This is a genomic window from Micavibrio sp. TMED2 (assembly GCA_002168225.1).
Taxonomy (GTDB): domain Bacteria; phylum Pseudomonadota; class Alphaproteobacteria; order TMED2; family TMED2; genus TMED2.
Map to the genome: position 1 here is coordinate 1,157,634 of NHBH01000001.1, position 24,676 is coordinate 1,182,309.

24 protein-coding genes are annotated in these 24,676 nt (G+C 58.4%); 15 read left to right on the forward strand and 9 right to left on the reverse strand.

Going from position 1 to position 24,676, the window contains the following annotated elements; genetic code table 11:
• Positions 1–145 precede the first annotated feature (145 nt).
• Positions 146–760, forward strand: coding sequence for an FMN-dependent NADH-azoreductase (locus CBB62_05560; GenBank protein ID OUT41780.1), 615 nt, complete (start codon positions 146–148; stop codon positions 758–760).
• A gap of 11 nt (positions 761–771) precedes the next feature.
• Here the strand turns inward: CBB62_05560 and CBB62_05565 are convergent, their stop codons facing one another.
• The 4 genes from CBB62_05565 to CBB62_05580 form a co-directional block, all read right to left on the reverse strand.
• Positions 772–1,449 (reverse strand): hypothetical protein, encoded by a 678-nt coding sequence (locus tag CBB62_05565; GenBank protein OUT41781.1) that lies wholly within the window; start codon positions 1,447–1,449, stop codon positions 772–774.
• Positions 1,450–1,518: 69 nt separating this feature from the next.
• Positions 1,519–2,196, reverse strand: a complete 678-nt coding sequence (locus tag CBB62_05570; GenBank protein ID OUT41782.1) for a hypothetical protein — start codon at positions 2,194–2,196, stop codon at positions 1,519–1,521.
• A gap of 63 nt (positions 2,197–2,259) precedes the next feature.
• Positions 2,260–2,592 carry a hypothetical protein gene (locus CBB62_05575; protein OUT41783.1) on the reverse strand — a complete coding sequence of 111 codons (333 nt, stop codon included), beginning with the start codon at positions 2,590–2,592 and terminating at the stop codon, positions 2,260–2,262.
• A gap of 3 nt (positions 2,593–2,595) precedes the next feature.
• Positions 2,596–3,399, reverse strand: a complete 804-nt coding sequence (locus CBB62_05580; protein ID OUT41784.1) for a hypothetical protein — start codon at positions 3,397–3,399, stop codon at positions 2,596–2,598.
• A gap of 188 nt (positions 3,400–3,587) precedes the next feature.
• On the opposite strand from CBB62_05580, the gene CBB62_05585 reads away from it, so the two are divergent.
• The gene (locus CBB62_05585) at positions 3,588–4,733 is read left to right on the forward strand and encodes a hypothetical protein (GenBank protein OUT41785.1); all 1,146 of its coding nucleotides are present in this window, start codon (positions 3,588–3,590) and stop codon (positions 4,731–4,733) included.
• On the opposite strand, the gene CBB62_05590 is transcribed toward CBB62_05585, so the two are convergent.
• Entirely contained in the window at positions 4,730–5,257 is a 528-nt protein-coding gene (locus tag CBB62_05590; protein ID OUT41786.1) for a hypothetical protein, read from the reverse strand. The two genes, CBB62_05585 and CBB62_05590, sit on opposite strands and share 4 nt — an antisense overlap.
• 290 nt (positions 5,258–5,547) lie before the next feature.
• On the opposite strand from CBB62_05590, the gene CBB62_05595 reads away from it, so the two are divergent.
• From CBB62_05595 to CBB62_05605, 3 genes are all read left to right on the forward strand, one after another.
• Positions 5,548–6,159, forward strand: a complete 612-nt coding sequence (locus tag CBB62_05595) for a hypothetical protein (GenBank protein OUT41787.1) — start codon at positions 5,548–5,550, stop codon at positions 6,157–6,159.
• A complete protein-coding gene (locus tag CBB62_05600; GenBank protein OUT41788.1) occupies positions 6,149–7,735 on the forward strand; it encodes a hypothetical protein in 1,587 nt (528 codons plus the stop codon). The genes CBB62_05595 and CBB62_05600 overlap by 11 nt, the downstream gene beginning before the upstream one ends.
• Positions 7,736–7,899: 164 nt before the next feature.
• The gene (locus tag CBB62_05605) at positions 7,900–8,844 is read left to right on the forward strand and encodes a hypothetical protein (protein OUT41789.1); all 945 of its coding nucleotides are present in this window, start codon (positions 7,900–7,902) and stop codon (positions 8,842–8,844) included.
• Positions 8,845–8,847: 3 nt separating this feature from the next.
• On the opposite strand, the gene CBB62_05610 is transcribed toward CBB62_05605, so the two are convergent.
• Positions 8,848–9,993, reverse strand: a complete 1,146-nt coding sequence (locus tag CBB62_05610; GenBank protein ID OUT42666.1) for a hypothetical protein — start codon at positions 9,991–9,993, stop codon at positions 8,848–8,850.
• Between the two features lie 283 nt (positions 9,994–10,276).
• Here CBB62_05610 and CBB62_05615 point away from each other — a divergent pair, with 283 nt between their 5' ends.
• From CBB62_05615 to CBB62_05630, 4 genes are all read left to right on the forward strand, one after another.
• Positions 10,277–11,509 carry an HflK protein gene (locus tag CBB62_05615; GenBank protein OUT41790.1) on the forward strand — a complete coding sequence of 411 codons (1,233 nt, stop codon included), beginning with the start codon at positions 10,277–10,279 and terminating at the stop codon, positions 11,507–11,509.
• A 12-nt stretch (positions 11,510–11,521) separates the two neighbouring features.
• Positions 11,522–12,418: an HflC protein gene (locus tag CBB62_05620; GenBank protein OUT41791.1), complete on the forward strand. Its 897-nt coding sequence runs from the start codon at positions 11,522–11,524 to the stop codon at positions 12,416–12,418.
• A 12-nt stretch (positions 12,419–12,430) separates the two neighbouring features.
• Positions 12,431–12,628: a hypothetical protein gene (locus CBB62_05625; protein ID OUT41792.1), complete on the forward strand. Its 198-nt coding sequence runs from the start codon at positions 12,431–12,433 to the stop codon at positions 12,626–12,628.
• Between the two features lie 370 nt (positions 12,629–12,998).
• Positions 12,999–14,468: a serine protease gene (locus tag CBB62_05630; protein ID OUT41793.1), complete on the forward strand. Its 1,470-nt coding sequence runs from the start codon at positions 12,999–13,001 to the stop codon at positions 14,466–14,468.
• Between the two features lie 55 nt (positions 14,469–14,523).
• Here the strand turns inward: CBB62_05630 and CBB62_05635 are convergent, their stop codons facing one another.
• Entirely contained in the window at positions 14,524–15,423 is a 900-nt protein-coding gene (locus CBB62_05635; GenBank protein ID OUT41794.1) for a phosphoserine phosphatase SerB, read from the reverse strand.
• Between the two features lie 155 nt (positions 15,424–15,578).
• Between CBB62_05635 and CBB62_05640 the strand changes: the two genes are divergently transcribed.
• The 6 genes from CBB62_05640 to CBB62_05665 all read left to right on the forward strand — a co-directional run bounded on the left by CBB62_05640 (position 15,579) and on the right by CBB62_05665 (position 21,485).
• Positions 15,579–15,809, forward strand: coding sequence for a hypothetical protein (locus tag CBB62_05640; GenBank protein OUT41795.1), 231 nt, complete (start codon positions 15,579–15,581; stop codon positions 15,807–15,809).
• 61 nt (positions 15,810–15,870) lie between these two features.
• Positions 15,871–16,881 (forward strand): tRNA (adenosine(37)-N6)-dimethylallyltransferase MiaA, encoded by a 1,011-nt coding sequence (locus CBB62_05645; GenBank protein OUT41796.1) that lies wholly within the window; start codon positions 15,871–15,873, stop codon positions 16,879–16,881.
• A gap of 272 nt (positions 16,882–17,153) precedes the next feature.
• Positions 17,154–18,995, forward strand: a complete 1,842-nt coding sequence (locus CBB62_05650; protein OUT42667.1) for an acetolactate synthase 3 large subunit — start codon at positions 17,154–17,156, stop codon at positions 18,993–18,995.
• A 183-nt stretch (positions 18,996–19,178) separates the two neighbouring features.
• Positions 19,179–19,694, forward strand: a complete 516-nt coding sequence (locus CBB62_05655) for an acetolactate synthase small subunit (protein ID OUT41797.1) — start codon at positions 19,179–19,181, stop codon at positions 19,692–19,694.
• Positions 19,695–19,759: 65 nt separating this feature from the next.
• Entirely contained in the window at positions 19,760–20,779 is a 1,020-nt protein-coding gene (locus CBB62_05660; GenBank protein ID OUT41798.1) for a ketol-acid reductoisomerase, read from the forward strand.
• A 76-nt stretch (positions 20,780–20,855) separates the two neighbouring features.
• Positions 20,856–21,485, forward strand: coding sequence for a hypothetical protein (locus CBB62_05665; GenBank protein OUT41799.1), 630 nt, complete (start codon positions 20,856–20,858; stop codon positions 21,483–21,485).
• 2 nt (positions 21,486–21,487) lie between these two features.
• Here CBB62_05665 and CBB62_05670 read toward each other — a convergent pair whose 3' ends face one another.
• Together CBB62_05670 and CBB62_05675 are read right to left on the reverse strand one after the other, a co-directional pair.
• The gene (locus CBB62_05670) at positions 21,488–22,459 is read right to left on the reverse strand and encodes a hypothetical protein (protein OUT41800.1); all 972 of its coding nucleotides are present in this window, start codon (positions 22,457–22,459) and stop codon (positions 21,488–21,490) included.
• Between the two features lie 118 nt (positions 22,460–22,577).
• Entirely contained in the window at positions 22,578–24,263 is a 1,686-nt protein-coding gene (locus CBB62_05675; GenBank protein OUT41801.1) for a hypothetical protein, read from the reverse strand.
• Positions 24,264–24,676: the final 413 nt, after the last annotated feature.

The window sequence follows — 24,676 nt, forward strand, 5'->3', positions numbered from 1 at the left end:
TTATTGTTCAGTGCTGTTTGACACTGTGTCGTTGTTTTGATGGCTTCCAACACATTGGATTCAGGCCCATTCTCCTGATCAACACGGCCTGACCTCATGCGATGGGTTCGGCTGTTTCATCATTATGTTTCAGGAGAAACACCCCATGTCTGATGCTACCCCGACCTCTATCCTGCGCGTTGATGCCAGTGCACGCACCGCAGCTTCCATGACCCGCCAGCTGACCGATGCGGTCATTGAGCAGCTTGGTGCGACCGGCAATACGGTTGTCAAAACCCGCGATGTTGCGGCCAGCCCGATCGGGTTTATTGATGAGGACTGGATCAATGCCAATTACACCGATCCTGCCGAACGCAGTGACGCACAGCGCACCCGGCTCACGGACTCCGACGCGCTGATTGCCGAACTGCGCGCGGCTGATGTGCTGGTGATTGGCCTGCCGACCTATAATTTCGGCATTCCGGCTTCATTGAAGGCGTGGGTGGATCAGATTTGCCGGGTTGGCGAGACCTTCTACTACACCGAGAACGGGCCGGTTGGTCTGCTTGAGGGCAAGCGTGCCTATGTGGTCATGGCATCCGGTGGCACCGCGGCGGGCAGCGACATTGATTTTGCCTCGACCTATATCCGCCATGTGCTCGGCTTTGTCGGCATCAGCGATGTAAGCGTCATTGCCGCCGACCAACTGATGATGGCCGCCGACGAAAAAGTCGCTGCCGCCAAAGCCATCATCGCCGATATCAGCAAGGCAGCCGCCTGATTGGCTGATGCTTACGGACCGGGTGCTGGCCGTGGCGATACGGTTGGTGCCGGGGCCGGGGTTGGTGTCTTGTGCAGCTGGGTGAACTCGTCATCGGTATGGCGGGCGAGCAGGCTGGCGCCTTCGTGCTTTGCTTCCTGCGTATAGGCGATGGCGGTGATCTGACCAGCGGCGGCGATGGCCAGTGCCTGTGTCGTCGCACCCGGTCCGTTCAACTGGTACGAGCGCTCGACATGGGTGATGGCGATGGTGGCATCGCGCAGATGCTCGACCAGTCGCTTGTCGAGGAAGGCCTGATTTTCGGTTTTCGGTGCGGTGGTCTTTTCCGCGATTGCCTTTACCCGGTCGTCGATGGCGGCAGCACTGGTCAGGCTCGGTGCGCTGGCTGAACCGGTCATCTCGATCGACTGGTTATGGCCGTCGACGCTCTCGGCGGCAAAGGCGCGGGTGGCACGGGTCATTTCCTCAGCCGCGCGCAGCAGATCGCGCTGACGGCGGGCCGGGTCCTGATAGTTGTGGACGCCGGGTTGTGGCAGCAGAGCTGATTGCAGGGCGTGACGGGCCTCGGTCAGACGGGCGAGCGGATTGCTCGGGCGGATCGCGCCCTGGGTTTCGGCAATCTCACGGTAGTCGCGCAGATTTGTCAGTGCAGTTGCAACATCTTTTTTATGGCGCGCATAGACCCGCATGGCGTCACATCTCCCTTCATATTTGGCTTTGCTGGCGTTTGTTATGGCTCAAACGCGAGAAAGCACCAATCAGGGTTTGCTGATACGCGGTGCGGCACCGGCGGCGGGCGGGGTTGGTTTGCCCCGGTTGTGCAGGGCGTCGAAGTCCTCTGCCGGATGGCGGGCAATCAGGCTGGCACCCGGATGCTTTGCTTCCTGCGCGTAAGCGATGCTGTGCAGCTGGGCGGCTGCCTCGATCGCCAAAACCTGTGTCATCGGGCGCGGGCCAACGCCTTTCAGTGTCTGTTCGGTGGCGGTGATCCGCTCCTGTGCGATCCTGACGTGATCGATGAAACGCTTGTCGATATATGCCTGATTGTCGCGCGAATTGCTGGTGCGCTGATTGGCCCAGTGCGTAATGCGGTCATCAATGATCTCGCTCGCCGTCGGATGCGCCTTGGGTGCCTGTAGCCAGGCCTTTTGCGCCTGACGGAAGGATTGCGGATCGCTCTCGCTCAACTGTACCGCGACGCGGCGCAGCAGATCGGTGGCGCGCAGGACATCGCGCTGGCGGCGGGCGGCGGCGAGGTTGCTGTGCTCACCGGGCTGCGGCAGCAGGGCTGATTGCAGCGCGTGCCGGGCCTCGGTCAGGTAGTGTTGCGGCGTGCCGGTGCCGATGGCACCGGTTTCCTCGGCGAGGTCACGATAGGCGCGCAGATTTTGGGCGGCTGCGGCGACGTCTTTCCGGTTGCGTGCGCTGACCTTCATGATGGCAATTTCCCTGACAATGACATGCACGCCTTTGTGCGCCGTTTGTCAGAAAGTGCCAATTCAAAGCGGATGTTCGGATGTGTTGTGCCGGTCGGCAACAGGATGGTGTGGCGTAATCAGCTCTGCCGTGTCACCTGCCAGGCGGAGAACGCCGCTCCGCTGCTGTTTCAACTCCTCGAAGGACATATCGGCAATGGCCGTGCCTGGGCGCAGGCTGAACCTGCTGTCGATATGCGCCTCGGGATCGTCGAGGGCGAGGGTGATGTGGATCACCTCTGCTGCCGGATCATAGCGGAAATAACACCGGGTTTCGGCAATATCGGGTGATGTTGCCACTGCCTGTATCGAGTGATCCTCGCTGGCGTGGAGCAGTCTGAACTTCCAGTTGGGCATCGCTTACATCCTCTGCCCCGGTATCTGCCGTTTTTCTTGAACTGCCCCAGCATCATTGGATGCGGTCTGATCCTGTCGGGCGGATTTGTGCCGCCAGCCATCGAGCATATGGGTGACGCCGTGCATCAGCTCATCACAGGTTTCGCCGATGGTTTTGACCACACCCTGCAGCGGCGGACGGTTGGCCTTGAAATTCTCGACGATACGCTTCGTTACCCCGGCGGCGCTGGGCATGACCTCGGCCACCTCGGTCCCGTGACAACCGCCACCAAAGGCAGCTGCAAAGGTCTCGGCAAAAGCCTCATGCGGACCGCGGGTATCCCTCGTGCCGCTGTAGTAGCTGAAATCGTCGAGGGTCTGATCATCCATGGCCCGGACATCGGCGCGGTGTGCCTTGCGGAAGGCGGCCTTCTCCGATGGCCGGTCGAGCGCAGCATCAATAGCGTGCCCGATCTCGTGGCGAAGATCCCCAAATGCATGTTCGTTTTTCTGCCACTGACCTTCCCAGGGCTGAAAGATATTCTCGGCGGTATAGAGGGTCTTGATATGCGGGTTCGACATGCCGCCGACGCTGTCATAGGTGACACCGCGCGGGCGTCCCGGCGGATGGCGGTCGGCCATCTGCGGCGCCACTTCCAGAAACCGGGAGCCGAACTCGAACTTCCAGCCTTCCTGTTTCAGCAGGTCGATAACCCCGACAGGCATGGCATTCAGCGTATCAACGACGCCCTGCCGGAACGCGTCCGAAACCGTGTCGGTAAAGCTGACAAGGCCGGTCAGGTCATGCTGTGTCTGTTGGCTGGCCATGATTTTTGCGGCTTTTGCTGCGGTGAATAACCGGAATCACTCTACTGCATTCAATCCACGGCTGTCTAAAAAATCCCCATGGCATCCACTGTTATGGGTTCCGGCTTTCATCAAACCGGCGCAGTTTTGGGCCGGTTACTTGACGAGTTTTGCAGGCTCGTAACTCTCCCCATACAAAGTACGCCGCCATGACCGATGAATATGATGACGACGCCGCAGATGATCTCGATGATGAGGACATCTGGGACGAGGAAGATGATTTCGCCGGTGATCCGGTGGATGCCGAGGATTTCGAGCCCGGCGAGGGCGATGTTCTCCATGACGGTTTTGTCCGCGGTGCGCAGGATACGGTTATCGACATTCCGGCCATGATGGTGCTGCCCGGCCCGATCCCGGAGCAGCTGGATCGTGCCATGCTCACATCGCCCGATGCAGATGCCGACGAGGTGATGAATGCCACCCTGTATGGCAATGACGCGGCCAACTTCGATGCGGTGGCAGATCTGGATATCGACGCGAATGACGGGCGGATGCGGGTCGAGGTCAATGGCGAGCCGCGCGAACTGCAGTCAATCGCGCTTGATGAGCGCCCGGCTGATCAACTGGAGCCCGGCAAACGCGAGTTTCTGCTGCGTCTGGTCGATACTAAACAGGATACCTGGCTGATGCGGATCGAAACCCCGGCCAATCGCGCCATGGAGGTTTCCACAACGCTCGCCGCGATTGCCAAACATCACAACATGGTCAGCACCAAGCCGAGCCTATGGGCACAGAATCAGGCCGATACCGCCGATTTCATGGCCGTGGACCCGCAAACGGTTGCCGCCGTCGTCATTGCGCCAAATCCGGAGGACAAGGGCTGGGCCATGGTGGTCGAGCACGATGCCGAGGCGGGGCACGCCTACAGCTTCAACACGGCTGGGCAGGCGATTGACGCGATGCGTGAGACGCTGGATACGCTCAACCGGTCGGTGGCACAGCTGCAGATCAGCTATGTCGACCCCGATACCAACAAGCTCGCCAAACGGACCCTGTCCGACACCGATCTGCAAAGCCACCCTGATGCGCTCGACCTGCCGGTGGCGGAAGAGTTCTTTATCACAGCCCTCGTGGGTAATGAGCCGAAACTGCCCAAGGTTGTTGGCGGCGTGGTACTGGAGAAGGATTGGCTCGCCTATCGCCGTGGCGGGGCCGAGGTGACAACAAACGGGGCTGCACGGGTTACCGAGGCGCTGCTCTATCCGGCCGGACGCAGTGATCCGCATCCATTCGATGTCTCCGCCGCCGCACCGGCTGCTGAACCGGCAGAAACACCAAAGCCTGCCGGTCGCTAGATCGGCCCCAGTGTGTGCATGATCCGGGTGATGCAATCATCGGGTGTCTCGATTGCCGTATCGAGCAACAGATGCTCGCTCTGCCAGTCATCATACTTACGGGTGGTGACATCGGCCCAGTCCGGCTGTTCATGCCCGACCATGGCCGGGCCGCCATGATGTCGCGCGATCACCCGGCGCTGGTGCTCATCCGGATCGGAACAGGTGACCACAATATCGAGTGATCGGGCATCGGCCCGTTTGGCCACGTCATGCCAAGCGGTTCTGGTCAGTGCGATCGGGTTGACACTGTCGGCGATCACATATTGCCCCAGCCGCAGATTGTCTTCCGCCACCCCATAGGCGACCTCATAACCCGCATCCTCGACCGGCTTGATCTTGAGCGTGCAGCGGCTGAGCGCTGCCTCGATCGTATCGATGCGCAGATAGCAGGCACTTGCACCGGTCTCGACCAGATGGCGGCAAAGCGCCTGTGCGATGGTGGTCTTGCCGGTGCCGGGCAGGCCGGACATGATAATGAGCATGATGTTATCCAGTGTTTTCGATCTTTATTTTCCGCGCGATCATGCCGGGTGAACAGGATACGTGAAATTTTTTGCTGTGGCGTGGAACCTTATTCAAGCGGCAGGGGTTAGTTGTGAAAATAAGAACAGGCGCGTCCCTCATCCCCCGCCCCAAAAGACCCGAGCGACGATGCCATTTAAAATATTGCCGCGATTGACCAGCAGGTTGATCGCGGTATTTTTTTGCGCCGGACAGGAAGATCGGGCAACTATAGGGCACTGTTTTCGTAACACGCCCCCTGTTACTGCCTATGCTCAAACTGTCTTTTGCCTTGCTGGCCCTGTTTCTGGTCGCCTGTACGCCCGGTCGAGCGACGACGCCACTACCTTATGATGTCCCACCGGTTGGCAGTTTTGCGACATCGGTTGGTACCGGCCTGATTTACCGGCTGCCAGACAACCAGTTGGAGGTATTCCTGCCTGCACGCGGCAGTTTCATCATCAATGGCGACACTGTGCAGGATGTGGTGATTGCCGCGCCCAAGCAACCGACCGGATCCGAGATTGCGCTCGTCAGCACTGCCAGTGCCGGGTGTGCCCATGATTACTACGCTATTCTCTATGGCGGGTTTGAGCCTGACTTCTATCGGCTCGGCGATTGTGAGCAGGCAATGTTTGTTGATACTGCTCCATCCGATCATGCCATTATTCACTCTGCTGACGGTGCCATCCGCTACCGGGTGGCGGGCAACCTGATCACACCGCTGGCCGGACGTGTCAACACGCCACCACCAGTGCCGCCGCGCCGCCCGGATACTACCCATTCGCAGCACCCGGCAACGGAGCAAACGTCGCCCGTACAGCGGCATGACCAACCCCGTGAGTTTACCATTCCACCGGTTGGAACCCTGAATGTTGACTAGGCTGCTCGACAAACTGGGACGCGGTACCGCCCCGGCCTATAAACGCCGGTTGCCGGGGCTATTCTGGTGCAGCCTTGCCTATCTGATTGTCGAACTGGCGTTCTCGGCGCAACTGCTTGAACTGGCCGGGTCCAGTATCGAGGCTGACCGGCTGAACAGTATCGAATATGTTGGCCGGACACTGAGCGGGATTGCGGTCTCCCTGTTCCTGATCAGCTATATCATCAAACGCTACCGTCCCGGTATCGGTCGCTATCTGCGGGTGCTGATTGTAACCATGATCACTATTGCCTGCGTCTGGGGCATACAGGAAATGGTGATTGACGGTGTTGTCGACGGTATGGCCAGCGGCGGGGGGAAGCTCGAGGCATCGCTGGTGCTGACCACGACCACCGATCTCTTGCGTAACGGGCATATAACCATACCGTCTCTGGATTTGACCGATGAGGTTCTGGCAAGCCCGGACGGGCTGTCCTTTATGGCGATGTTCCCCGCGCTCGCCTTGAGCCATTCGACTATTGTTGCCGATCTGAAGCCATTGCTGCCCAATGCGCTGAAGCGTTCCCTGATCCTGTCCTGTGATGTGGCCTTGCCCTGTCTGGGAACGCCGGAGCAGTTCCTGAATCAGCGCTGGCCAGATATGCGGGAGCAGCTCGATACGCTGTATAATGAATACGAGAAGGCCCGACAGCCGCTGACTGACCCACCGGCTCAGATGCTGCGGCAGCATGCCGGTGAGGCATGGATCAACTACAATATCTCGCTCGGTAGTCGCGGTTTCAAATATGACACCGCGCCCAAGGACATGGTTCGTCAGGGACTGCGCCGAAAGGGGTTGAGGGTGCCTGACAACTGGCAACTCGACGACTATGAGGGCTTTGAGCAGGCGGTACGGGGGAAGATCATGCGTGATGCCCAACCCGTGTTCAGAAACTTCTCCCGCCAGTTGTTTGGCCATCCCGACTTGCCGGCCGATCTCGACAGGTACGGGTTTTTTCAGCGGGCGGATGTGCAGAAACTGGTCTGGCAGCGGCGCGGGTTACTGGCGGATGAGACAGACAGCCTGACACTGCCGGTGTTGAATGCGGCGGCGACAGATGACGAGGTCGTCTCCCGTATCTATGTGGATTTACTCGAATTTCAGTCGGTGTATATCGCTAACAATCTTAGCCGGGAAACGACCAGCAAGCCCTATGGGGAATGGTATGCGATCAGCAGGCAGGCTGCCGAGAGCGTCGTGGTGCCACCGATTGCACTGGGTTTTTCAATCCTCGGTGCGCTCGCTCATATCGCCAAGATCATGGGCTATCTTCTGGGACGCCGCATGGCGCGTAAACCGGCAGTGCTGATCGCTAGCACAGTAGTACTGATTTTCGGACTGCTCATCTTCTTCATTCCGAGCAATATCACCGGCACGGAACCATACCGTGTCTTCGAGACCCAGACCGCAGAACAGCTCGGCAGCGGTACTGCCTGGGGCTTGCGCTTTATCATTCAGGCCGAGGCGCTGCTCTATCCGGTCAACAATCTGATCCATTGGCTGGTCCTGCGCGATTTTGACTTCGGGCAGTTCTGAGTCCGGTTGCCATTACCGGGGAATTACGGGGGGCATTACCCTGATACCGTCGCGGATATGTCATGGATGATTTTTAGTGAGTGCCACTCACGGCAAAGCCGCCACCCGGTTCGGAAATCGGTTTATCCTGCAAATATGCCAATGAATACAAAGGGGGCGGGATTATGAGGCTGTTGCTGGCACTGATATTCATTCTGATCGGCTTTGGCTGGTTCTATTACGCCAATAATCCGATGGGCAGTGCCAATGTGAATGGCGAGGCGCTGGAACGGCTGGCCACCACGCCGCTGGTCGGGGCGCTGAGCGATGATCATGCCGCTGCGGGTGACTGGGGGGATATCCGGCTCAATCAGACCCAGTTTGCCCGTTTCATCGAGGATTACGGCTATGAGTCTACCATCATCGGTATGGGCGAGCTGACAGTAGGTTTGCATAACAAACAGGTTGAACTGACCTTCGTTGCGGTTGGCGGCTGTCAGCGCCAGATGCAGTTCATGTCCATGCGCAACATCTTTGCCTCGCTGATGCAGGACAAGGGGCAGACATTTTTCGGCAATGCCCCAGCCTGTCGTGAGGAAATGCCCTTACGGGAGATTACCATCCGCTCGGAATCGCTGTTGAGCAGCCGGTTTCTGAAAGCGCCAGTCTATATTCCACAAGTCTCGGTGGACAAGGCAATCGAGCCCGAAGACAAGGTCTTTGATGTGGTGCGGAAATTCGGTCTGCCACCATCGGCGGGCACAGGTGACGTGCCTAATTCCATTGGTGGCTTCACCGAGTTTTCAACTCTGAATTATCCGGGTGTCACGGTCTATTATCAGGGCGATTTCGAGTTTGTTCAGCAATGGTATCGCTATGCCGGTGCTCTGACCACGGCCAGCGATCTGGTTAATGGCGCATCACAGCCGGTCGATGCCAATGGCGAACCTGCCGATATCAGTCGGTTGAAAGGGGCGGTGCTGGAGCTGCTCCGCGACCCCGATCTGCAGGCCGGTGCAAAGGCGATCAGCGATCTTGAAGATACCTTGTCGCCGTCGATTGCCATGATTCGGCTGCAGGGCAAGCCCAGCCCGGCGATGCTCGCCGCCTATCGCAATTCGCCATACTGATGATTACAGCCAGGTGATCGTTGGCGCTTTGGGCACATTGGTTCCGTGCTCCGTCAGGCTGTCGCGAATACCGACGGCAATATCCAGAAATGCCTTCGCCGCCGGATCAGCATTGTTCTGTCCCACGAGCGGCTGACCCGCATCGGCCTGTTCGCGCAGGCTCATGGTCAGCGGTATCTGGCCGAGCAGGGGGATGCCGCGCTGTTTCGCCTCTTCGACTGCCCCGCCATGGCCAAAGATATGGCTGTCCTCGCCGCAATGGGGACAGGTGAAGACGCTCATGTTCTCGATGATGCCGAGCACGGGCACGGCGACCCGCTCGAACATGGCAATGCCGCGTCGGGCATCGATCAGGGCGAGGTCCTGCGGGGTCGAGACGACGATGGCACCGGTCAGTTTCAGTTTCTGGGCCAGCGTCAGCTGGGCGTCGCCGGTGCCGGGCGGCATGTCGATGACGAGCACATCCAGCTCGCCCCAATCCACATCGCGCAGCATCTGCATTAGCGCACCCTGAACCATCGGGCCGCGCCAGACGAGAGCCTTCTCCGGCTCGGTCAGGTAGCCGATCGACATGGTCTTCAGGCCATTGGCCATGACCGGGCGGATGCGTTTGTCGCTGGTCAGTTCAGGCTTGCCGTGCTGGCCCATCATGGTGGGCACCGAGGGACCGTAAATATCGGCATCCATCAGGCCGACCGACCAGCCGAGCTCGGCCCAACTCGCAGCCAGATTGGCGGCAACGGTCGATTTGCCGACCCCGCCCTTGCCACTGGCGACTGCGATGATGTGCTTGACGCCGGGCAGGGTGATGATCTCGCCACCCGGATTGGCCGGGCGCTGCCCGACAGGCGGCTGCTGTGGCTGGGCTGATTTCTTCGGTGCGGTTAGGATCGCGGTTGCTTTCGAGACGCCGGGCAGGGCGGCGACCGACTGCTCGGCCAGTTGCCGGATGCTTTCCAGCCGTGGCCCCAGCGCCGGATCGACGATCATGGAGAATTGCACTTGCTGGCGCTCGCCACTGTCATTGCCCGCAGCATCAGGGGTTATGGCAATCCCGTCCAGTTCAGCAAACGCCGTGATCGGCTGATCGCTGTCCGGTGCCATGATGGTGGCCAGATGGGCTTTCACGGTTTCGGCGGTCAGGGACATGGTGGCGGCCATCTTTCGGAAAAACAGGTCTGGATCGGGAAAACTACCCGAAATATTGCGTAAATCATCGCTCATGCAATTGATTATGGCGCTGTGGTTCCATATAGGTGCTGGTGGCTATTTATAAATCACCAGCAACCATCCGGTTGCATGCCCTGTCGCCGAGCGTTGAGATCAGGCTGGTCCGTGTGAAACGGTCCGGGTGACGGATATACGATGACGGCGGGGGCATCAAGGCAGCGCAACCTTGCGCAACGGTCAAGAGTAAGAGGATCAACCAGTTATGCCATGGAATAATCAAGGCGGCGGTTCTGATGGCGGCTCCGGCGGTCCCTGGGGCAACCCACCCAGCGGCGGTGGCGGCGGCAATAAAGGCGGCGGTAACGGCAACAGCCCGTGGGGCCGTCCATCCGGCAGTGGTGGCGGTGGCCGACCTCCCGGCGGTCCCGGTACCCCACCCGATCTGGAAGATATTTTCCGTAAAGGACAGGATCGTTTCAAACAGGCCATGCCCGGCGGCTTCGGCGGCGGACGCGGTGCCTTTGTCATTGTGATCATACTGCTCTGTCTTTGGGCGCTGACCGGCTTCTTCCGGGTTCAGACCGATGAGCAGGGCGTGGTTATGCGCTTCGGTGAGCAGGTTCGGGTAACCCCACCCGGTCTGCACTATCACCTGCCAGCCCCGATCGAGACCGTTGAGCGCCCGAAGGTTACCCGGGTCAACACGCTGGAGATCGGCTATCGCTCTACCGGTTCTGCGCCGCGTACCTTCGCCAGTACCCGGACCCAGCGCGCCGGTACCTATACCGATGTGCCGGAAGAGAGCCTGATGCTCACCGGTGACGAGAACATCATCGATATCGATTTCGCCGTGCAGTGGCGTATCGCCGATCCGGTGAAGTTCCTGTTCAATATTCGTCGTCCGGCGGAAACCGTGCAGCGGGTGGCCGAAAGCGCCATGCGTGAAGTGATCGGTCGTACCGATCTGCAGCCGGCCCTGACCGAAGCGCGGACCGAGATCGAGGTGGAAACCCGTGAGATCATCCAGAGCTTGCTGGAAGAGTATGAGGCTGGTGTTGAGATCACTACGGTTCAGTTGCAGGATGTGAAAGCACCGGCTGCCGTCATCGATGCCTTCGATGATGTCCAACGCGCCCGTGCCGATCGTGAGCGCAAGCGCAACGTGGCCGAGGCCTACGCCAATGACATTATCCCACGCGCCCGTGGTAATGCCGAGCGCGTGCTGCAGGAGGCACAGGCCTACCGCGAACAGGCGGTTGCCCGTGCCAATGGTGATGCCCAGCGATTCAGCCAGATATATTCCGCCTATCGTGAGGCCAAGGATGTGACCCTGCGTCGGCTTTATCTGGAAACCCTCGAAGAGGTTCTGGGCAATGCCAACAAAATTATCATCGAAAACGGTGCCGGTGGTGCAGCCGGTGGCAGCGGCGTGGTTCCGTACCTGCCACTCGATCAGCTGACCCGCGGCAGCAACCAGTCCCGCAACGGTAATTAAGGAACCAGAACCATGAACAGCAAACTTGCCGGTGGTTTCGGCGTCCTCCTTATCATTCTGGCAGCGGTCGGTTATCTGTCCGCTTTCACCGTCAGCGAACGTGAACAGGCACTGGTCCTGCAGTTCGGTGAGTTCAAGCGTCAGGTGAAAGACCCCGGTCTGCACTTTAAGATCCCGTTTGTGCAGAACGTGGTCTATTACGAAGACCGTATCCTTGATCTCGATCCGCCGGTTGAGCCGGTCCTGCTGGCTGATCAGAAGCGTCTGCTGATCGATACCTTTGCGCGCTACCGGATCGAAGACCCGCTGACCTTCTTCCAGGCGGTTACCTTTGAAACCCAGGCGCAGCAACGCCTGAACAACTTCGTCAACGCCGCGCTGCGGAGCACGCTCGGTAACACGACGCTGGTTGATCTGTTGTCAGACAAGCGTGTGGATCTGATGCAGACCATCCGCTCGAAAGTGCAGGAAGAGGCAACCGATCTCGGCATCCAGATTATCGATGTCCGCATTCGTCGTGCCGACCTGCCGGATGAGACCAGCGATTCCATCTATCAGCGCATGCAGTCCGAGCGGGAACGTGAAGCCGCCGAATTCCGTGCGCAGGGTGATGAACAGGCCCAGCAGATCCGTTCCCGTGCCGATCGTGAGGTGACGGTCATCGCGGCGGAAGCCCAGCGTGACGCCGAGATCATTCGCGGTGAGGGCGATCAGACGGCAATTAAAATCTATGCTGATGCCTTCAATCAGGATGCCGATTTCTATGCCTTCTATCGCAGCCTCGAGGCTTATCGTCGGGCACTGGCTGATGACAACACCACGCTGCTGCTGTCTCCCGACAGCGACTTCTTCAAGTTCTTTGGCAGCATTGATGGTGGTCTGCCCGGCCTGCCGAAGGCGGATCAGTAAGAAGGAACCTCCATGGGCGCTGACACATTGATCATCGCCCTTGGGCTGGTTCTGGTGCTGGAAGGCTTGGCCTATGCCCTGTTCCCGCAAGGCATGAAGGAAACCATGCGCCAGATTCAGGGCTTGCCGCCGGAAGCGCTCCGGCTCATGGGGCTGATTGCGGTGACGCTCGGGGCCGCAGTGGTCTGGTTTGCCAGTCTTGGCGGCTAGGTTTTGTGCTGCCAAAAACGGGCTGCGCCAGTTTGACACCCCTGCACATTGCCCGGAATGACCGGGTTTGCCGGTTCGGCCATCAAATCGGCGGATCGCTGCCCTAAAATTGCCCCGATATTCCCCGGACAATAATCGCGACGATCACCGCTCGCGAAAAGCTGATCGTCAATTTAGACGTATCTCCGTGGTTTTCCCCATGATAGCGTCTATATCTACTAACGATGATCTCACCCCGTGATGATCCGACAGTAAAATTCGAGGAACCATAATGACATTTGGATTTCTGTGTCGTTGCCCCAAGACCGGTTTGACCGAAACAGGTTCTAAGAGGACACGTTCAACCCTTGCCTTCGTAATAGCCTCAGCCATGGTGATCGGCTTCATCGGTACCGCGCCCGATTTCACCCGACCGGCGGCGGCCCGTGCAGCCCCGGAGAGCTTCGCCGATCTGGCTGAAAGACTGCTCCCGTCCGTGGTCAATATTTCCACGACCCAGACCGTGAACGGTGTCGAGCGCCCGGCGCTGCCGAACATGCCCGACATGCCGCCCGGTTCGCCGTTCGAGGAGTTCTTCCGCGACTTCTTTGATCGCCAGCAGGGGCAGCGCGGTCCGCGCTCACGGCAGGCCACTTCACTTGGCTCCGGTTTCGTGATTGATGCCGAGGAAGGCTATGTGGTCACCAACAACCACGTTATTGCTGATGCCGAAGAAATCCATGTGATCTTCGCTGACGATACCCGGATTGATGCAGAGCTGGTTGGCCGAGACCCCAAAACCGACCTCGCGGTTCTTAAGATCGACCCGGATAAGCATGATCTCGTCGCCGTTGATTTCGGCGATAGCGATGTCATGCGGGTCGGGGACTGGGTTCTGGCCATCGGTAACCCGTTTGGCCTCGGTGGTACGGTGACGGCGGGGATCATCTCTGCCCGGGCCCGTGACATCAATGCCGGCCCCTATGACGATTTCCTGCAGACCGATGCCTCGATCAACCGGGGTAACTCCGGTGGCCCGATGTTCAACATTGACGGCGATGTAATTGGTATCAATACGGCGATCTTCTCGCCCTCCGGTGGCTCGGTCGGTATCGGCTTTGCTATCCCGGCCAATCTCGCTGCACCGGTGGTTGAGCAACTGATCGAGTACGGTCGTACCCGTCGTGGCTGGCTAGGTGTACGCATCCAGCAGGTGACAGAGGATATTGCCGAGAGCCTCGGCCTCGATCAGGCCCGTGGTGCCCTTGTGGCCCAGGTAACTCCTGACGGTCCGGCAGAAGATGCCAAGATTGAACAGGGCGATATCATCCTCGAATTCGATGGCAAGGACGTTGAGGATATGCGTCGCCTGCCACGGATCGTTGCCGAGACGCGCATCAACAAGCAGGTGCCTGTGGTTGTTTGGCGCGATGGCAAGGAAGTGAAGCTGTCTGCCGAACTCGGTGAGCTTGAAGCGGCTGAGGAAGCCGGTCTGCTCGATGTCAGCACCGGCAGCAGTGATACCAATGAGAATGGCGCAACAACCGGTGAGGCAGATGAACTGAACAGCCTCGGCCTGACATTGAGCGCGATTTCACCACGCTTGCGTGACCGCTTCGATATTGCCGAGGAAACCGAAGGTGTCGTTATCACCGCGATTGACGATAACGGTCCGGCGGCAGATAAGGACCTGCGCAATGGCGATGTGGTGGTTGAGGTCAACCAGCAGCCGGTTTCCACACCGGAAGACGTTGCCGACATGGTCCGTGAGGCCAAGGACAAGGGCCGCGGCAAAGTGCTGATGCTGGTCGAGCGCGAAGGCGATCTCCGTTTCATCGCGGTCGATATAGATAAAAGCTGATTACCAGCCCGATCAAATGCAAAAACGGCCCGGAAATTTCCGGGCCGTTTTTCTGTTAGCCAGCCCTGAACTCGGTTTGCTTGTAGCCCTGAAGATAGAGCAGGGCACTCAGGTCGCTGTGCTGGATGCGGAACCGGGCCGACTCCCGTGCGATCGGTTTGCCGTAATAGGCGACGCCGGAACCGGCGGCCAAGAGCATGGGCACGTCATTGGCGCCGTCACCGACAGTCATGGTCTGCTCCAGTGACAGTTTCAGGGAACGGGCCGTCTCGTTCAGGGTCTTCAGCTTGGCATGCTGGTCGCGGATCGGACCGTCAATGCGGCCGGTCATCTTGTCATCGGCAATTTCCAGCCGGTTGCCCTGATGGCCGTTGAAGCCGAGCTTGACCGATACCGCGCCGGTGAAGTGTTCGAACCCGCCGGAGACGAGCATACAGGTCGCGCCATTAGCCCGCATGGTGGCAACCAGCTCTGCAGCACCCGGATTGATGGTCATGGCGGCGACCGCTTCCTCGATGGCGCTGACTGGCAGGTCTTTCAGCAGCCCGACTCGTTCGGTAATCGCGGCCTCGAAATCCAGTTCACCAGCCATGGCGCGGGCGGTGATCGCCGCGATCTTATCCTTGATCCCGACATAGCCTGCCAGTTCATCGAGGCTTTCCTCGGCAATGATCGTGCTGTCCATATCGGCCAGCAGCAGTTGCTTGCGCCGCCCGGCAACCGGCTGCACGAAGCTGTCGATGGCATGATCGGCAAGTGCCGAGGTTACTACCGCATCAATCTGTTCCTCATCGCAATCGCCGATCATCAGGTCACAGGCAAGATCATCAGCGAGCCAGACGAGATCACCGGTTGCAACGCCGTGCGCCGCGACGGCATTCCGTGCCTTGGCAATCTGGTCATCGGTAAGCGGGCCGTTTGCGGCACCGGCAACAAGGGTCAGCACATGGGTCATGATCGGGCGGGCAGTGTTGGAGGAGGGACAAGCTGTTCTGTTACGGCTCATATACCAGCGTGAGCGGTTTTGCACACCCTCATGTCGCGCCAATGCTTGCCGCTTTCATGCTGCAGGTGCTCAATCGCCTCAGTCAGCAATCATGACCTATCAGGATGCCCGAGCCGATGACTGCGGAGCCCAAAGCCATAAAATTGCCGAGCGGCCCGGAAGGCAAGCGCAGCCTCGGTGAGCGGGCAACCCATGTTGCAGCTGTCGGCTATGCCTTCTACCTGCGCTATATGGGCCTTGGGGCCGATGACGAGACCAATGTCTTCATCGCTAAGGAATTGCTGAACCAGACCGGCAACAAAATCCGTACGGCAGGTAGAAAACTGGGGCTATAGGGTCGCGGCAGGCGACTGTCCGGTTGCGTGTGGACGCATCAGGAACTAAAGCCTTGTGTCTATGAAACCGCGTCAGACCTCATCACTTCGCGAAACCACCAGCACCAAATCGGTTGCGATCATCGCTGGCCCGACCGCCAGCGGTAAATCCGGCCTTGCCCTTGAACTGGGCGAGGCGCTTGGCGGTGCTGACCGTGCCGTCATTATCAATGCCGACAGTATGCAGCTCTATCGGGAACTGCCGCTGATGACCGCCTGTCCCGATGCGCGGGATATGGCGCGGCTGCCGCATCGGCTCTACGGCGTGTTGTCAGCTACGGACCGCAATTCGGCTGCCGATTGGCGGCGCATGGCACTGGCCGAGATCAGTGCCGCTCATGAGGCGGGGCAGGTGCCGATACTGGTTGGAGGCACCGGCTTCTATATCAAGGCGCTGGTTGAGGGCTTGTCGCCGATCCCGGCGATCCCGGAACAGATCACCGATGACATTCGCCAGCGGATCGAGGCTGAGGGGGCAGAGGCGCTCCATGCCGAGTTGAAGGCACGTGATCCGAAGATGGCGGCCAAACTGCGCTCCACCGATGCCCAACGCATTGCCCGTGCCCTGTCGGTGCTCAAGGCGACAGGTATCTCGCTGGCCGAATGGCAGGCCGTGGCACCGGAGCCGCCGCCGGATGATCTGCGCTTTCATGTACAGGTGGTGATGCCGGACCGGGCATGGCTGTACCGGCAATGCGATGCCCGCTTTGCCCTCATTGCGGCCAAGGGCGGGGTTGATGAGGTCCGTGCCTTGCTGGCCATGGACCTTCCGCCCTATGTCAGCCTGCTGCGCGCCGTCGGGGTGCCGGAGATCGCGGCCTATTGCCGGGGCGAGATGGGGCTGGAGGAAGCGATTGCCGCAGGGCAGCAATCGACGCGGCATTATGCCAAGCGCCAATACACCTGGTTCCGCAATCAGCTACCGCCGGATAAACCGATGGAATCACGTGGAAAACCGCCACATGACCGAAAATTGCAAGTCAGCCATGTTCAAACTGCGCAACTTTCGGAAAGTTTTCTGGCTGGTTTTTGAAAAAAATGATCAATCTGTGGTTGACCCTACATTGCACCGCAGTATAGTCCAGATAGGTCGTCAATATCGCCTAAATGTCAGAAATGCTGACCTTTTAAGCGGTGGCGGCTTTTGAGAACAGTCGTAACGACACCAAAACAACCGGCATGCCCCATGCCCCGCAAAGCACGTGCAGCCGGTTATGGGAAAACACGTCCCCCGAGAGGGACAATTTGAGGAGCAGAGAAGCAATGTCTGAGGCGATGATGTCCAAACGGACCACCGCCGGTGCGATGACCACGGCTCAGGTGAAGCCGGGCAAGCCCGCGAACACGGATCCAAAACACGGCAACAAGAAGCGGGCAAAGGATGCGCCTGCTGAAGTCATGAGCGGTGCGGAACTGGTCCTTCGGGCTTTGGTCGATCAGGGCGTTGATACAATTTTCGGGTACCCGGGCGGGGCGGTACTACCGATCTATGATGCACTCTTCAAACAGAACCACATCCGGCACATCCTTGTGCGCCATGAGCAGGCGGCGGTCCATGCGGCCGAGGGCTATGCCCGGTCCACCGGCAAGGTCGGCTGCGTTCTGGTTACCTCCGGTCCCGGTGCCACCAATGCGGTGACCGGTCTGACCGATGCCATGATGGACAGCATTCCGCTAGTCTGCCTGACCGGTCAGGTGCCAACCCATCTGATCGGCAATGACGCGTTCCAGGAGTGCGATACCACCGGCATTACCCGCCCCTGTACCAAGCATAATTATCTGGTCAAGGACCCAAATGATCTTGCCCGGACCATGCATGAGGCGTTCTACGTTGCCCGCACCGGTCGTCCCGGCCCGGTCGTGGTTGATCTGCCGAAGGATGTGCAGTTCGCCGATGGCGAGTATGTCTCCCCGGAAGAGATCGTCCACCGTACCTACCAGCCGAGCTATGAGCCGGAAGACAAGCGGATCGAAAAAGCCGTTGAGATGATCGCCAAGGCCAAGCGCCCGATCTTCTATACCGGTGGTGGTGTCATCAATTCCGGTCCGCGGGCTTCGGCGCTGCTGACTGAATTCGTCAAGATGACCGGCTATCCCTGCACCTCGACCCTGATGGGACTGGGCGGGTATCCAATGACCGATCGCCAGCATCTGGGCATGCTCGGCATGCACGGTACCTACGAGGCGAACCTCGCGATGTATCATTGCGATGTCATGGTCAATATCGGTGCCCGTTTCGATGACCGCGTGACTGGCAAGACCTCCGAGTTCTCACCCGGTTCAAAGAAAATCCATGTGGACATCGATCCGAGCTCGATCAACAAGACGATCAATGTCGATCTGCCGATCATCGGCGACTGCGAGCGCGTGCTGGAGGCGATGATCCGTGTCTGGCGCAAGCGCGGCTACAAGGCCGATCCGGACCGGACCGCCAAATGGTGGAAACAGATCCAGAAATGGCGTGAGGTCGATTGCCTGAAATACAAGCAAGAAGGCGAGATCATCAAACCGCAATATGCGATTCAGCGACTGGTCGAGAAGACCAATCACCACGGTCATCGCATTGTTTCCACCGAGGTTGGCCAGCATCAGATGTGGGCCGCCCAGTTCATCCCGTTTGACAAACCGAACCGCTGGCTGACATCCGGTGGCCTCGGTACCATGGGCTATGGCCTGCCGGCCGCCATGGGTGCCCAGATTGCCCATCCTGATGCGCTCTGCATTGATGTTGCCGGTGAGGCCTCGATCCTGATGAATATTCAGGAACTGGGCACGCTGGCGCAGTACAAGCTGCCGGTGAAAGTGTTCATCCTGAACAACGAATATATGGGCATGGTGCGCCAGTGGCAGGAGCTGCTCCACGGTTCCCGCTATTCCAGCAGCTATTCCGAGGCGCTGCCTGACTTCGTCAAGCTGGCCGAGAGCTTCCACTGTGTCGGCCTACGGGCGACCAAGGCGGATGAGCTTGATGGCGTCATTGACGAGATGCTGGCTGTTGACCGTCCGGTCATTGCCGATATCTGCGTCGACAAGGCGGAGAACTGCTTCCCGATGATCCCGGGCGGTGCCGCGCATAACGAGATTCTGCTCGGACCGAATGATCGCCAGACGCCGGAGAAATTCGAGGAAGGCATGGTGCTGGTCTAAAACCGGCGCTTTGCCTGCCTGAAACAGTTGCGGCGGGGGTGTGTTTCCGCGTAAACCCCTGTCGCAACCTTCGTTCTTTTCCAAACGGGTAATTGCCAGTTTTCTCTTGGACCACATCGCGCAGCAACCCCGCGCTTTGACCCGGTCAGGTGACTATCCCGTCTTCCCCGAAGTGAAAATGCCATGAGTAAAGAAGATCCAGCGCTCGAGCGCCATACGCTTGCGGTTGTCGTCGATAACGAACCCGGTGTTCTGGCGCGTGTCATCGGCCTGTTCTCCGGGCGCGGCTACAACATCGAAAGCCTGACCGTTGCCGAGGTCGACCACAAGAAGGCGCTCAGCCGTATTACTGTGGTTACCATCGGTACCCCCATGGTGATCGAGCAGATCAAGGCACAGCTTGAGCGTCTGGTGCCGGTGCACCGGGTCTCTGACCTGACCGAGGAAGGCAATTTCGTCGAGCGTGAGCTTTGCCTGATCAAGGTTGCCGGCAAGGGCAATGACCGGATCGAGGCACTTCGTATCGCCGACATCTTCCGGGCCAATGTGGTTGACAGCACCCATGAGAGCTTCGCTTTCGAGATCACCGGCAAGGCGGACAAGATCGATGCCTTTCTGGAACTCATGCGTCCGCTCGGCATGGTCGATGTCTCCCGCACCGGGTCGGTTGCCATGTCTCGCGGCAAGCACGGCTTCTAGGTCGCCACCAGTTTTCTCTCCAATTCAGTTAAAGACAAAAAACCAGCAAACGAGGATTATCCATCATGCGTGTTTATTATGATCGCGACGCCGATCTGAACCTGATCAAGGGCAAGAATGTTGTCATCGTCGGTTATGGCAGCCAGGGCCATGCCCACGCCCTCAACCTCCGTGACAGCGGTGTCGAGAGCATCCGCATTGCACTCCGTGAGGGCTCATCAACCCGCAAGAAGGCAGAGGCCGACGGCTTCACCTGCATGACCGCTGCCGAAGCGGCCAAATGGGGCGATGTGCTGATGATGCTGACGCCAGACGAGCTGCAGGCCGATATCTACAACGAAGACCTCGCACCGAACATGAAGGAAGGTGCCGCGATCATGTTCGCGCATGGTCTCAATGTCCATTTCAGCCTGATCGAGCCACGCCCCGATCTTGATGTCCTGATGGTTGCACCGAAAGGCCCCGGCCATACCGTGCGCTCCGAATACCAGAAGGGCGGCGGTGTTCCGACCCTGATCGCGATCCATCAGGATGCCAGCGGTTCTGCCCATGACCTCGGCCTGTCCTATGCCAGCGCCAATGGCGGTGGCCGTGCCGGTATCATCGAAACCACCTTCAAGGAAGAGTGCGAAACCGATCTGTTCGGTGAGCAGGTTGTCCTCTGCGGTGGCCTGTCAGCCCTGATCGTTGCCGGTTTTGAAACCCTGGTCGAAGCGGGCTATGCGCCTGAAATGGCCTATTTCGAGTGCCTGCACGAGGTGAAGCTGATCGTTGACCTGATGTATGAGGGCGGCCTAGCCAACATGCGCTACTCGATCTCCAATACCGCTGAGTATGGTGACTATGTGACCGGTCCACGGATCGTGACCGATGAGACCAAGGCCGAGATGAAGCGCGTTCTGGAAGATATCCAGTCCGGCAACTTCACCCGCGACTGGATGCTGGAAAACCGCGTTGGCCAGACCGGGTTCAAGACCACCCGCCGCAACCATGCCGCACACCAGATCGAGGAAGTCGGCGAGAAACTCCGCGCCATGATGCCATGGATCGCCAAAAACAAACTGGTCGACAAAGCGAAGAACTGAGTAATACTATAATTATAGCAAAAAGCACTGGTGCCTAACGGCCCAGTGCTTTTTTTTAACGGGTGTTCTTTAGGCTATGAATGATCGCGACTATCAACAAGATTCTGATGCAACATTAGATGTTGCGAAAAAAGCTCTTGAGGCTCTGGAGCGACAACAGTCAGGCGATACAGATAAGCCAGGAAGGGCGGCTCTTTATAAAATTTTTATCGGAAAAGATTTTGAAAAATATAAAAATACGTATTTGAGTTTTTATAAGAAAAAAAAGAAAATAGTGCTTAGCTTTTGTTTTCTTCCTCTTTTATCTCCATTCGTTTGGTTTGTGTATAGAAAGCTTTATCTATATTCAGCGTTATATGGATCAATAACGATGTTTATTGTATTTGGATCAATAATGCTCAAAATCAGAGGGTTATGGGATATTTTGCCTTTGTGGTTTCTTTTGCGGTTTTTTTTCTGTGGCTTTGGCAGGTTCTTTGTTCTCTTAAGATTCAAGGGCCTGTATGAAAATTTTGTCAATGAGCGGATCGATGCCAAAAAATACTTTAAAGATATTGGCGGAGTGAACATTTGGGGCGCCAGATTGGCTGCTATTATTGTTATTGCAATCTTGGGTGTTTTATCGGTTCCATTCGTTTATTTATACTTTCATTTCTGCACTATTCCTGGAGTTCAGTGCGGCATAAGTCTGAAGCTCAGTTTTTAGGCTTATTGCGTGCCGACCGGGCCGTAGAGCGGGGTCGGGGCCTGGCTTGCGCGGGCGGCCTGTGCTGCCGGGGTATGGTTGAGTTCGCCATATTTGGCGACGCTGGCGCGGCTGGTTGATGGCGGTGCACTTTCCAGCGGTACCGCATGGACATCGGCCCGGCCCGGTGGAATGGCGACGCGCATCCCATCCTGTGTCGAAACGAAGTGGCCGCGATCGGTCGGGATGCGATTGCCTGGTGCGTTGCGTACCGGGCCGACGGATCCGGGTGCACCGACTGCCGGACGGGATGGTGGCAGGGATGAGACCTGTGCCGCATCAAGTGCCTTCTGGATCGGACCGGCACTAGCGGGCGCTTGCCCTTGTTGTGGAGCGGCGGCCATTTCATTCATTCTGACACCGCCCGGTGCCTTCATGCGCTGTGCGCCCGGGGCTGCGGAGGCAGCTGCCGGTGCGGCAGAGACCTGCGGCTGCATCTGATGGGCTTGCGCGGTGGCGGCCGGTGCCGGGCTGACCGGCATCGGGTTCATGGAAACCGGATTGGCGGGCTGGATGCCATCGGCCACCGGCTCACCGAAATTCGGCATCTCGCAGGGGAAGGCCCGTTGCAGCGCCAGCGACAGGAAGACCGGTGCCGGTTCATCCAGTGCTGCCGGTTCACGGAAGGCGAGGCGGGTCAGGGCGGAGGCGGCGGTCTGGGCAGAAACCCGTGCCCGTGGCGGACAGAATTCCGGCTCGCGGCCATTCACCTGATCCTGCAATACCCGGTCGAGGAAGCCACGGAGATAGGCAGAGCACTGTGCCAGATCCAGCTCCGGTTGTTCGGCGCGCGCCTGACACAGCAGCAGCAGCTCGCGCGCTCCCGTCGCCTGCGTCTGGGCGGCGGCATCGGTGCTTGGGGCGACAACAGTGAGCGCGGCGGCAGTAGCGGCAGCGATCATCACGGGGCGAAATATATATGTCATGCTCATCATGCCAACAGCATGCCAGAGGGGATAAAGGCAGGCAGCAAGATTATCGTGCACGAAAGCGTGAAGGGCGGTCGCTATGTGGACGACTCGCAAACGACTCGGATCAGGTCGAGAAATGACCTTATTGCTGCTCGCGCAACTCGTGCAGGAAGGCTTCGGTTTCGGCTTTCAGGCCTTCTGCGTCGATCGCGAGTCGGCTTGCCGCACTGTTCAGATCATTGGCAGATTGCGAAGTCTCGTTGATCCCCTGGATCACGCCATCAACGTGGTTGGTGACATCGGTGGTGCTTGATGACGCCTCATGGGCGGAACGGGCAATCTCGACCGTGGAGGCACCCTGTTCCTCAACCGCGGCGGCAATACCGGTCGCGATATCATCGATCTGGGTGATGATCTGGGCGATCTTCTCGTTCGCCTTGACCGCATTCAGGGTCGCTTCCTGAATCGCGGTTATCTGGGTGGTGATCTCTTCCGTTGCCTGTGCGGTCTGACCGGCGAGTGATTTCACCTCGGAGGCAACAACGGCGAAGCCTTTGCCTGCCTCACCGGCGCGTGCGGCCTCAATGGTGGCATTGAGGGCGAGCAGGTTGGTCTGTTCGGCAATGGCGCTGATCAGGGCAGCAACTTCACCGATCTTGGTAACGGCGGTGCGCAGGCTCTCAATGGTGACGCTGTTGGCCTCGGATTCGGCAACTGCCTGTTTGGTGATCGTGGTCGCTTGACTGACCTGACGGGTGATCTCGCTGATCGAGCTGGACAGCTCTTCCGCCGCAGCGGCAACCGTCTGTACGTTGGAGGCTGCGGCATTGGCAGATTCAGCCACGGAGTTGATTTGTTCATGGCTGCGTGAGGCAGATTGCGCCATGGTGTCGGCGGTGGCCTGCAATTCGGTACTGGCATCGGAGACACCGAGCAGGACATGGCGGGCTCGGCCATCAAACTCATCCGCCAGCGCAATGATTTGATCTGAACGTTGTCTGACTTCCTGTTGGTCCTGTTCGCGCTGTTGCTGCAGCAACTCGCGTCCGCGCTGGGCTTCATGGAACCCGGCAAGGGTTCGAGCCATCGCACCGATCTCGTCCTGCAGTTCCATATGAGGTATATTCTCGGTGATCTGGCCGAATGCCAACTGGTCCATGACCTGCCGCAGATCGGCCAGCGGATCGAGCAGGCGCTTGATGATGTAGGACGCCAGAAAGGCAATCAGGACCGTCACCAGAATGCCGATAACGATAATATTCTTGATGATCTGGTCGCCATCCTCGCCATAGGCGGAATAGGGCGTGCTGATCATGATGGCGCCGACTGGAATGCCGGTGGCATTTCTGATTGGCTCAATGCCAATGAATTGCCGTTCACCGAAGGCAATGGCCTGGGTGTAGATCGGCTTGCCACCACCTACCGCCGGGTCGAGAACGGTCTGCCCATATTCACCGACCAGCCGCGGATAGAAACGGTCGTTCAGGCCGGTAGGTATATCGACGGTGGTGAGATAGATTTCCGAGCCCTGATAAACCGTGATCTCGACTTCATTGACCAGCGAACTGATCTGTTCGAGCATATCGGTGTCGACGGCAAACGATCCGCGCCGCAGCACGCCATTGTCCAGCTCAAACGGTTCCGCACTGATGCTGTTGAAATAGTTGAAAATGATGGCCATGTAACTGGCCTGCCGACCGACCGCGTTATTCTCGAGAATAAACCGTACCTGCAGCGCAGCAGGTGCAATCAATGCCGCCGCCAAAGCGATCAGGCAGACCATCGTGAACAGAGTAATGCGGGCGGAGAGGCTGAGTGATTTAATCATTATGGCCGCGATACGGCTAAAGGTGCGAGACTATGGACAAGGCTGGAAAGAGCGCCCAGCAACTGATGAAACAACATGTTTTAATTCCTGCCCATTCTTAGCACGCATGCTTCCGATTTACAGTACTAAGATTTAAGCTTTTTACAGCCTGAGTAACAGGGATAGCAAATATGCGGCCCATTGTATGTGTGCAAATGTGACGCTGATGGCACGCGGTCTTCGCGGCAATCGGGTAATTTTTCATATTTCGGTCATTGCACTTGGCTATAAATCGCCATAGTCTTCTCCCTGTAGGCCGTTATTTGAGCGGCTACATCAGACCTACTGATCACAGTTGAATCAGAGTTGAGCTGAAATGAGCATGAAGCGCATTACCATCGCAGGAATTGGACCGGCCAATCAGGCCACTGGTC

Coding starts and splice junctions, on each gene's coding strand:
- CBB62_05640 (OUT41795.1), top strand. CDS start 15,579: ATGCCCGAGCCGATGACTGCGGAGCCCAAAGCCATAAAATTGCCGAGC.
- CBB62_05575 (OUT41783.1), bottom strand. CDS start 2,592: ATGCCCAACTGGAAGTTCAGACTGCTCCACGCCAGCGAGGATCACTCG.
- CBB62_05635 (OUT41794.1), bottom strand. CDS start 15,423: ATGACCCATGTGCTGACCCTTGTTGCCGGTGCCGCAAACGGCCCGCTT.
- CBB62_05625 (OUT41792.1), top strand. CDS start 12,431: ATGGGCGCTGACACATTGATCATCGCCCTTGGGCTGGTTCTGGTGCTG.
- CBB62_05595 (OUT41787.1), top strand. CDS start 5,548: ATGCTCAAACTGTCTTTTGCCTTGCTGGCCCTGTTTCTGGTCGCCTGT.
- CBB62_05585 (OUT41785.1), top strand. CDS start 3,588: ATGACCGATGAATATGATGACGACGCCGCAGATGATCTCGATGATGAG.
- CBB62_05580 (OUT41784.1), bottom strand. CDS start 3,399: ATGGCCAGCCAACAGACACAGCATGACCTGACCGGCCTTGTCAGCTTT.
- CBB62_05645 (OUT41796.1), top strand. CDS start 15,871: ATGAAACCGCGTCAGACCTCATCACTTCGCGAAACCACCAGCACCAAA.
- CBB62_05605 (OUT41789.1), top strand. CDS start 7,900: ATGAGGCTGTTGCTGGCACTGATATTCATTCTGATCGGCTTTGGCTGG.
- CBB62_05615 (OUT41790.1), top strand. CDS start 10,277: ATGCCATGGAATAATCAAGGCGGCGGTTCTGATGGCGGCTCCGGCGGT.
- CBB62_05670 (OUT41800.1), bottom strand. CDS start 22,459: ATGATGAGCATGACATATATATTTCGCCCCGTGATGATCGCTGCCGCT.
- CBB62_05620 (OUT41791.1), top strand. CDS start 11,522: ATGAACAGCAAACTTGCCGGTGGTTTCGGCGTCCTCCTTATCATTCTG.
- CBB62_05570 (OUT41782.1), bottom strand. CDS start 2,196: ATGAAGGTCAGCGCACGCAACCGGAAAGACGTCGCCGCAGCCGCCCAA.
- CBB62_05665 (OUT41799.1), top strand. CDS start 20,856: ATGAATGATCGCGACTATCAACAAGATTCTGATGCAACATTAGATGTT.
- CBB62_05610 (OUT42666.1), bottom strand. CDS start 9,993: ATGTCCCTGACCGCCGAAACCGTGAAAGCCCATCTGGCCACCATCATG.
- CBB62_05630 (OUT41793.1), top strand. CDS start 12,999: ATGGTGATCGGCTTCATCGGTACCGCGCCCGATTTCACCCGACCGGCG.
- CBB62_05660 (OUT41798.1), top strand. CDS start 19,760: ATGCGTGTTTATTATGATCGCGACGCCGATCTGAACCTGATCAAGGGC.
- CBB62_05675 (OUT41801.1), bottom strand. CDS start 24,263: ATGATTAAATCACTCAGCCTCTCCGCCCGCATTACTCTGTTCACGATG.
- CBB62_05650 (OUT42667.1), top strand. CDS start 17,154: ATGACCACGGCTCAGGTGAAGCCGGGCAAGCCCGCGAACACGGATCCA.
- CBB62_05565 (OUT41781.1), bottom strand. CDS start 1,449: ATGCGGGTCTATGCGCGCCATAAAAAAGATGTTGCAACTGCACTGACA.
- CBB62_05560 (OUT41780.1), top strand. CDS start 146: ATGTCTGATGCTACCCCGACCTCTATCCTGCGCGTTGATGCCAGTGCA.
- CBB62_05590 (OUT41786.1), bottom strand. CDS start 5,257: ATGCTCATTATCATGTCCGGCCTGCCCGGCACCGGCAAGACCACCATC.
- CBB62_05600 (OUT41788.1), top strand. CDS start 6,149: ATGTTGACTAGGCTGCTCGACAAACTGGGACGCGGTACCGCCCCGGCC.
- CBB62_05655 (OUT41797.1), top strand. CDS start 19,179: ATGAGTAAAGAAGATCCAGCGCTCGAGCGCCATACGCTTGCGGTTGTC.